An 8195-nucleotide genomic window follows, 5' to 3' on the forward strand; every position below is an offset into this window, starting at 1 on the left:
ATATGGACTCGTGGTCGTGGCCGCCCTCATGCTTCCGGAAACGAAGAACCGCCGGATCGCGACGGTAGCGGCCAACGCCGCCACTCGGGCCTGAAAAGGGAAAGATATGATCGACGAACGGATCCAAACGATGCTGACCCAAGACACTACCGTGGCGGACCAGTGGTACAACACCGGCGATATGCGGATCACCGCGATCGACGCCCATGCTCATGTGTTCGTGCGCGGCTTGCCGCTCGCGCAGCAGCGTCGCCATGCGCCGGACTACGATGCAACGCTCGATGCCTACGCCGGTCACTTGCTGTCGAACGGTGTCTCGCATGCCGTGCTCGTGCAACCCAGCTTTCTGGGTACGGACAATAGCTTTTTCCTCGATGTGGTGAAGCGCTATCCGCGACGCTTTCGCGGGGTGGCGGTTGTGGATTGCGCGGTCACCGATAGCGAGCTCGCACTGCTGGACCGCACGGGCGTGGTGGGAATCCGATTAAATCTCATCGGCTTGGAGCTTCCGCAACTGACTGCGCCCGACTGGCGGCGGCTGTTCGCGCGGGTCAACGCGCTCGGCTGGCATGTCGAGGTCCACCGTGAGGCGGTGGACTTGCACGCCGTTGTCGGGCCGCTGCTCGAACAGGGCTGTACGGTGGTCGTCGATCACTTCGGCCGGCCCGATCCGCGCACCGCTGCCGGCGATCCGGGCTTTAAATACCTGCTGTCGGTTGGCGGTACCGGGCGCGTCTGGGTCAAGCTGTCGGCGGCTTACCGAAGCGCCGTGAACGATGACGGCACGGCAACGGGCACCTCCCTCGCGAGCCAGATTCTTGCCGCTTACACGCCTGATCGACTGGTCTGGGGCAGCGACTGGCCGCATACTCAGCATCAGCACATCGTCGACTACGACGCCGCCCGGCGAGCCCTCGATCAGTGGGTTCCCGACGGTGCGCAGCGCGAGTCGATCTTGACGAGCTCGGCGCGCACGCTTTATAGATTCGAATAAGCCGCTCGACCGGGCGACGGCCGATCCGCCGGACCGGTCCCTCACAACCACGGAGATTTCAAACATGTCGCTTCCTTCCACTGAACGCCGCGCCGCCTTCCGCTCGCTGGTCGAAAGCCGGCACGCGTTGCTCGTGCCCGGTGCCTTCAACGCGTTGAGCGCACGTGTCGCGGCCGATATTGGCTTCGGCGCGCTGTACATCACGGGCGCGGGCGTGACGAACATGTTTCTCGGACTTCCCGATCTCGGCTTTGTCGGCTTGCACGAGATGGCCGACCATACGGCGCGTATCCGGGACGCCGTGGACCTGCCGCTTATCGTCGATGCCGATACCGGCTACGGCAACGCGCTTAACGTGCGCCACGCTGTTCGAACCCTGGAACGGGCAGGCGCTGACGCCATCCAGCTCGAGGACCAGGTGAACCCCAAGAAGTGCGGGCATTTCGCCGGCAAAGCAGTCATTTCGACGAGTGAGATGGTCGGCAAACTGCACGCTGCAGTCGACGCCCGGGAGGACTCCAATCTGCTGATCGTTGCCCGGACCGACGCCTGTGCGGTCCATGGATTCGACGCTGCCATTGAACGCGGGCAGCGCTTCGCTGAAGCGGGTGCGGATGTTCTTTTCATTGAAGCGGTCGAGACGATCGAGGACATTCAACGTCTGCCCGCGTTGTTCGACAAGCCTCAGCTCATCAACATCGTGATCGGAGGCAAGACGCCGACCTTGGCGCAAGCCGCGCTTGCCGAACTCGGCTTTGGCATTGTTCTCTACGCCAATGCAGCGCTACAGAGCGCCGTACACGGCATGCAGCGGGCCCTGACCATCCTGCGGGCTGAAGGTGAGCTGGAGGAAGATCCCGGCCTCGTGGTGCCGTTTAACGAGCGCCAGCGCCTGGTCGACAAGCCGCTATATGACCGCCTCGACGGGAAATACGCGGCGCATGACGAGTGAGGTGGCAGCACCGAATACTTCAATCGACGATCAAGCGATGAAAATAGCGGGGAAGTACAAGTAAGCTGGTTGGATACTGAATGAAGACCGTTCGGCTGTTTTCCGGGTCATCCGGGTTGCCACCCCATTGAGATTCCTCGCCTTTCGATGAAGCCTTCAACGAAAACGACGTCCCCAAAAAGAAGACGTCTTTTGCAACTGGGAGCCGCGCTAGCGTTTGTTTCTGGCATATGGAATTCGATGCTCGCACCAGCGCGTGCGGCAGCCTCACCAGGTACCCGTGCTCGCGTGCGTCCCAGCGATCCGGGCTGGCCACCCGAGGCGCAGTGGAACGAACTCGGTCAGCAAGTCGGCGATGCACTGGTCAAAGTGCAGTCGCCGCTGATGACATGCCTCAATGCGCCCGATGGGGCCGACTGCCTTCAACTGTTCAAGGAACTCAAGAATCCGTATTTTCTCGGCGATGAGGTGGGCCTGACGCAGTCTCTCGGCTGGGTTGGCGCGTGGACATCGATGCCCAGCGTCTATGCGGTGGCTGCCCGCAATACGAGCGACATCGTCGCCGCCGTCAACTTCGCACGCCGAAACAATGTACGCCTCGTGGTGAAAGGCGGTGGTCACAGTTATCAAGGTACATCGAATGCACCGGACTCCCTGCTGGTCTGGACGCGAAAAATGAACGACATCAGCCTGAAAGACGCGTTTGTTGGCGTGGGATGTGAGGGGCATGCCCTACCCGTGCGGGCAGTCACGGTCGGGGCCGGTGCGATCTGGGCCCACGTGTACGACGCCGTCACGACACACTCAGGCGGCTACGTGCAGGGCGGCGGCTGCATGACCGTTGGCGTGGCCGGCTTGGTTCAGAGCGGCGGCTTCGGCAGCTTCTCCAAGGCCTACGGAATGGCTGCGGGAAGTCTGCTTGAAGCCGAAGTCGTCACGGCCGATGGTGTCGTTCGAATCGCCAATGCCTGCACGAATCCGGACCTGTTCTGGGGGCTGAAAGGCGGCGGCGGTGGCAGCCTGGGCGTGGTCACGCGGCTTACGCTGCAGGTCCATGATCTACCCGAGACATTCGGCGCGGTGAACATGACGATCAAGGCGACATCGGCCCCTGCGTTCCGCCGGTTGATTGGCTTGATCGTGGACTTTACTAGCCAGAACCTCCTGAATCCGCACTGGGGCGAACAGATCAGGTTTCGCCCCGACAACGTCCTCAAGATCGCGATGGTGTTCCAGGGGCTCAGCCGCAGTGAAGCCCAAGCAATCTGGCGACCGTTCATGGATACGCTCGACGGCGCACCGGACGACTTCAAGGTCGAGTTTTCGCCCCTGAAGATCGTGGCCGTCCCGGCTCGCACTTTTTGGGCGCCGACGATGTTCAAGAAGGTGCTCGGGTTCATCAGTACCGACGACCGGCCGGGCGCGCCGAAAGACAATGTCTTCTGGCCGGGCAATCGGGGAGAGGCGGGACAAGTGCTGCACGGCTACGAGTCGGCTTGGCTTCCGGCGAGCTTGCTGCAAGATGATCGGCGTCAGACTCTCGCGGCTACGATGTTTGCCGCGAGCCGCCAATGGAGCGTGTCGCTGCACCTCAACAAGGGTTTGGCTGGCGCACCGGCCGAGGTCGTCGCTGCTGCCCGCGACACAGCCATTAACCCGGCCGCGCTCGATGCCTTCGCGTTGCTTATCTCCGGAGCAGAGGAGTCGCCCGCCTATCCGGGCATTCCAGGCCACGAGCCCGACATCGCGCGGGCGCGCTTGGACGCGCAGGCCATCGGACGTGCAATGGACGAAGTGCGCAAGCTAGTTCCGGACCCAGGTTCCTACGTGTCGGAAAGCAATTTCTTCGACGCCGATTGGCAGCGGTCCTTTTGGGGTTCGAACTACAGCAGGCTGCTCGCCGTTAAAGACCGGTACGATCCCGATGGCTTGTTTGTCGTTCATCATGGCGTGGGCAGCGAACGCTGGAGCGCAGACGGATTCACGAGGCTGACATGAGGCGCACGCGATTCAATTCAAGTGAACACTCCCATCACGCACGTCGCTTGGTTGGCATTGAAGCGGACGAAATCGACAGCGAACTTTGAGGGATAGCAATCATGGCGCATACACTTTCATCCACCGGTTCCACGGCGCCGTCGCGCAATCTGCAGCTCGATTCCGACGCCGTCATGCAGGCTCGCATCGAACTCGCGGCATGTTTTCAGTTGGCGGCGCAGCATGGTTTCGAGGAAGGGGTCTGCAATCATTTCTCGGCCGTTGTCCCGGGACACGACGATCTGTTTTTCGTGAATCCCTATGGCTATGCGTTCGCCGAGATCACCGCGTCACGGCTTCTGGTTTGCGATTTCGACGGACATGTTGTCGATGGTGAAGGCAAACCTGAAGCGACTGCTTTTTATATTCATGCGCGTTTGCATCGGCTGATGCCGCGCGTGCGGGCTGCTTTCCACACCCATATGCCGAACGCCACGGCGCTGTGCTTGCTGGAGGGGCCGCCCATGTTGTGGCTCAGTCAGACGGCGTTGAAGTTCTACGGCCGCACGGCTGTCGATGAACATTACAGTGGCCTGGTGCTGGACGAGTCGGAAGGTGACCGTATCGCCAAGGCGATGGGCGACGCCGACATCCTGTTCCTGAAGAACCACGGCGTGATGGTCGCGGGCGCCAGCATCGCGCAAGCGTGGGACGACCTGTATTACCTGGAGCGTACGGCGGAGGTCCAGCTCAAAGCGATGGCAAGCAACCGGGCACTCAAGGCTGTGCCGTCTGATGTGGCGCAGCGTGCTTACGAGCAAATGCTTGTCGGCGATAAAGAAAGCGCTCAGGCACATCTGGACAGCGGCATGCGGCAGCTACGCAGGTCGGGTGTTGTATTTGATAAGTAGGCCCCGTTGGCGGCGGCCCCGCGAGTTGTCGAAAGGCCAACCAAAGTCACTCGGTTACGGGCCGGCCAGCCCAGCGGATCTACCCTACCGGAACGAAACAGAACCTCTGTATCGAGTTTCGTGTAGCGATTGCCTTCCAGCTTCGATGACGAGAAGGACAGATCGATCAGCAAAGGTGCGATGACGTTGCGCGCGTAAGTGCCGGCAGGCTGTTGGCCCTGCAAGCTCCCTTTCTGAAAGAGTTCATTCGCAAGGGCCTCAGGTAGCAGGAAAGTCTCGTTTGGCTTGTAGTCGTCGACAAAGCGTCGCTGGTAACTCACAGGGGTTCGCGCGCCAAGCGGCTTATCGAGTTCAAGCAGCAGATCCGTGGCAGCCGGCGACCATGCGGGTGACACATAAAGCTGTGCGGCGGTGGGGCTCTGCGCTTGCGGCGCTGCGCTCATTTCCGAGGCCTCGGTGCGATAGCGGATCGAAAGCTGGTATCTGGACGCCGCGGTGTTACCGGACTGCTCGATCTTGCCGTCAGCCTTGAGCCGATTCAGATAGCGCAAGACGGTCGACGGAGGCTGCTCCAACGCCGTGGCAATATCCGAGCGGGAAAACTGGAATATCCCCAATCGCTGCTGCGCAGCCAGGAACGTCAAGATTTCGTCAGAGAGCTCACGCTTCGCTATGTTTGGTCCGAGAACAGGAATGGATCGAAAATGGATTTCGGTTCAATACTAGTCAAAAATGAACCAAAATTGAACCGAAAATGGCGTAAAAACGGTCTTTATTCGAAATGTGGAGTGAAATTGGAGCGAAATATACGATTTTTGCTTCAAATTAAATGGGGGGCTGAGGATAACGGGCGTCATGGTTACATGGCTTTCCAGCCGGCCGGCACTGATATCTCATCGGCTTGATCACGCGCCGCCTGTACTCCATCACCGTCTTGGGTGCGTAGAGGCCAGGGAAAATGCGCGAGTCTCGATCACGCAATTCAGTACAACGAAGGTCTACGAGTTTGCGCATCGTCCACGCGATTTTGTCCGTCGCGAAGCTTATTAGTCAACCTCGCACGCAACGAAACCCTGCATAAACATACTGATAATGTGCCTGGAACCAGTTGCGAAAACTCGGCCGCAGCATGCATGCAGCGGTGCGCGGAGAACCGCCCTTGAGCACGTAATGCTGGTTGTCGTAGAAATTGGCCGAATACCCTTCATAGAACGGAAACGGCTCGAAACCGGGCAATGGGCCGAACGGAGTCGACGTCCATTCCCAGCCGTTGCCGAACTGACCGACGATTCCCGCCGCGCTGCAATTGTCCAGATGCGCCTGAACGGGCGACGGTTCCCATCTGCGAAAATCGAAGTTGCCTGTCTGCGCGTGTGGCGCGTCGACAGCGGCGCGTTGCCATTGGGCTTCCGTCGGCAGCGACTTTCCAGCCCACTTCGCATACGCGCTGGCTTCGGCATGGCTGACATACACGGGCCAGTCCGGCGGCAGCGGAACTTCATCGAACATGGTGCGTAGTTGCCATCCCGACACCGATGCGGCATTGTCATCACGCACCCAGAACGCCGGCTTCTGAATCCCTTCGCGCTCTCTCCACGCCCAATCGGATTCGCACCAGTAATCGCGATGCCTATATCCGCCTGCTTCGATGAAATCCAGCCAGTCCGCGTTCGTCACCATGAAGCGGTCCATATCGAACGTGGGCACGTGAACCTGCTGTTGGCCGAATTCGTTATCCCAGCCGAATGTTCCGCTTTCGCGCGCAAGGCCGAGCGTCGTCGAGCCTGCCGGAACGCGGACCATTTCACGCGTGACGTGTGCCGCGAGCGGATGGTGCGCCGCCTGCTCCGTCGCCTTTGGCCCGGTTTTGTGATCGAGCGGTAACTGATGCAACATGTAGGCGAGCGTTTCCGCGTGCATCAACCGATGCTCGATTGCGACCTCGAGCAACGTCTCGGCCGCGTCGCCAGTGGGCGACGACTGGTGCGGTTTTGTCAGGTCGATGGGATTGAGCCGGGAATCGATGTCCTCCCGAATCTGGCCGATATAAGCGCGAATCACGTCAAGGGTCGGCCAATCGTTCGGCTGGTCGGTGGGCAATCCGCCATCCACCGGATCGATGCCGAACGCAAACAGCTGATCGAATTCAGGATTGTGACTTGGCAAGTCGAAGAGCCGCTGATCGAACAGGTTTCGATCGAATGCTTCCAGATGGCCCATATAAAACACGATTCGATGCCGCTCGGCAATCGGGCGTTCATAAAGGAATTCAGGTTTGACGACGGTAAAGAGCGCGTCGGTGATCCGACGTGCTTCATGCAGTCGAGCGAGCAGCGGGTGCGGGGGGAGGGGTTCGCGGTTCATGTCACCATGTCTCCGGGCGGTAGCCGATGCAAACAGCTAGAAACGTAAAGCGTAGCAGAGGTCATGCCCGTCCGCAAAAGTCGCCGCAGGGCGTCGCAGGGCGTCTACACCGCCAACAGACGATTGAAGTCGCGAATCTGGATCAACTTCCCGCGCGTTTCGATCAGGCCGTTAGCCTGGAAGCGTGACAGCGTCCGGCTGACCGTTTCCAGCGTGATGCCGAGCAGGCTGCCCATGTCGTGCCGCGTGAGGCGCAGGTTGAATTCGTCGTTGGCGTAACCGCGCCGATGAAGCCTGGCGGAAACGTCGAGCAGCAGTGTGGCCACGCGTTCGTCGGCGCGCAAGGTGCCGAGAATGAGGATTTGTGCCGATTTTCGGACGAGTTCGGCGCTCATTATTTGTGAGAGGCGGCGTTGGATCGAGGCGTTTTCGCGGCATGCGCGTTCGAATTGTTTTTGTGGAATCACGCAGACCGAGCTATCTTCGAGCGCGGCGGCCTGGCACACCTGGTGGCCGTTGTCGAAGGCCTCGAGGCCGATTGTGTCGCCGCCGAGATGCAGGCCCATGACCTGCTCGCGCCCGTTCGCGCTTGTCAAGGTGGTCTTCATGGAGCCCGAGCGGATCGCGTAGAGCGCGTCGAAATTGTCGCCGGGACGAAACAGCACTTCGCCTCGCTTGACCATGCGCGCCGTGTTGATCACGGTTTCGAGACGCGCGGTGTCGTGGGTGGATAGTCCTTGCGGCATGCAGAAATGACGCAATCCGCAGCTTGAGCAGTGTGCGGCGTTGCGCAGTGGAGGGGGGGCGCTGCTCGCGGAACGTGGAGCAGAAACTGCAGGGATGGTGGCCTCAGAATCGATCGGCATTGTGTGCTCGCTTTTTTTGGCATTGTTTGATCCGGAACAATATCTTGCCACCAATGACCCGAGCGTTTGGGTGACATTTTGTCACGAGAATATTCTTAGAGGGCTCGGTGGGCTCGCGGAGGGGGTGGGGC

Annotated in this window: 7 protein-coding genes and 1 pseudogene; 4 read left to right on the forward strand and 4 right to left on the reverse strand. The window is 60.2% G+C overall.

Translation table 11 applies throughout. The features are described from left to right. The first annotated feature begins 130 nt into the window (after positions 1–130). The 4 genes from WCA53_RS12395 to WCA53_RS12410 all read left to right on the forward strand — a co-directional run bounded on the left by WCA53_RS12395 (position 131) and on the right by WCA53_RS12410 (position 4834). Entirely contained in the window at positions 131–994 is an 864-nt protein-coding gene (locus WCA53_RS12395; protein ID WP_423910069.1) for an amidohydrolase family protein, read from the forward strand. A gap of 64 nt (positions 995–1058) precedes the next feature. Continuing rightward, on the forward strand, positions 1059–1946 hold the full coding sequence (locus WCA53_RS12400; protein ID WP_423910072.1) for an isocitrate lyase/PEP mutase family protein: 888 nt from the start codon (positions 1059–1061) through the stop codon (positions 1944–1946). Between the two features lie 240 nt (positions 1947–2186). Then, positions 2187–3944: an FAD-dependent oxidoreductase gene (locus WCA53_RS12405; RefSeq protein WP_423910077.1), complete on the forward strand. Its 1758-nt coding sequence runs from the start codon at positions 2187–2189 to the stop codon at positions 3942–3944. A 101-nt stretch (positions 3945–4045) separates the two neighbouring features. Continuing rightward, positions 4046–4834 (forward strand): aldolase, encoded by a 789-nt coding sequence (locus WCA53_RS12410; protein WP_423910080.1) that lies wholly within the window; start codon positions 4046–4048, stop codon positions 4832–4834. On the opposite strand, the gene WCA53_RS12415 is transcribed toward WCA53_RS12410, so the two are convergent. The 4 genes and pseudogenes from WCA53_RS12415 to WCA53_RS12430 all read right to left on the reverse strand — a co-directional run bounded on the left by WCA53_RS12415 (position 4771) and on the right by WCA53_RS12430 (position 8064). After that, positions 4771–5478 (reverse strand): hypothetical protein, encoded by a 708-nt coding sequence (locus WCA53_RS12415; protein ID WP_423910083.1) that lies wholly within the window; start codon positions 5476–5478, stop codon positions 4771–4773. The two genes, WCA53_RS12410 and WCA53_RS12415, sit on opposite strands and share 64 nt — an antisense overlap. Positions 5479–5674: 196 nt before the next feature. Continuing rightward, positions 5675–5872 (reverse strand): annotated as a pseudogene (locus WCA53_RS12420) (SOS response-associated peptidase family protein); the annotation flags it as partial. A 12-nt stretch (positions 5873–5884) separates the two neighbouring features. Continuing rightward, positions 5885–7198 (reverse strand): SUMF1/EgtB/PvdO family nonheme iron enzyme, encoded by a 1314-nt coding sequence (locus WCA53_RS12425; protein ID WP_423910086.1) that lies wholly within the window; start codon positions 7196–7198, stop codon positions 5885–5887. Between the two features lie 104 nt (positions 7199–7302). Beyond that, positions 7303–8064: a cyclic nucleotide-binding domain-containing protein gene (locus WCA53_RS12430; RefSeq protein ID WP_423910089.1), complete on the reverse strand. Its 762-nt coding sequence runs from the start codon at positions 8062–8064 to the stop codon at positions 7303–7305. Between the last annotated feature and the right edge of the window lie 131 nt (positions 8065–8195).

Origin of the sequence: Caballeronia sp. (genome assembly GCF_049581465.1) — a bacterium.
Lineage (GTDB): Bacteria > Pseudomonadota > Gammaproteobacteria > Burkholderiales > Burkholderiaceae > Caballeronia.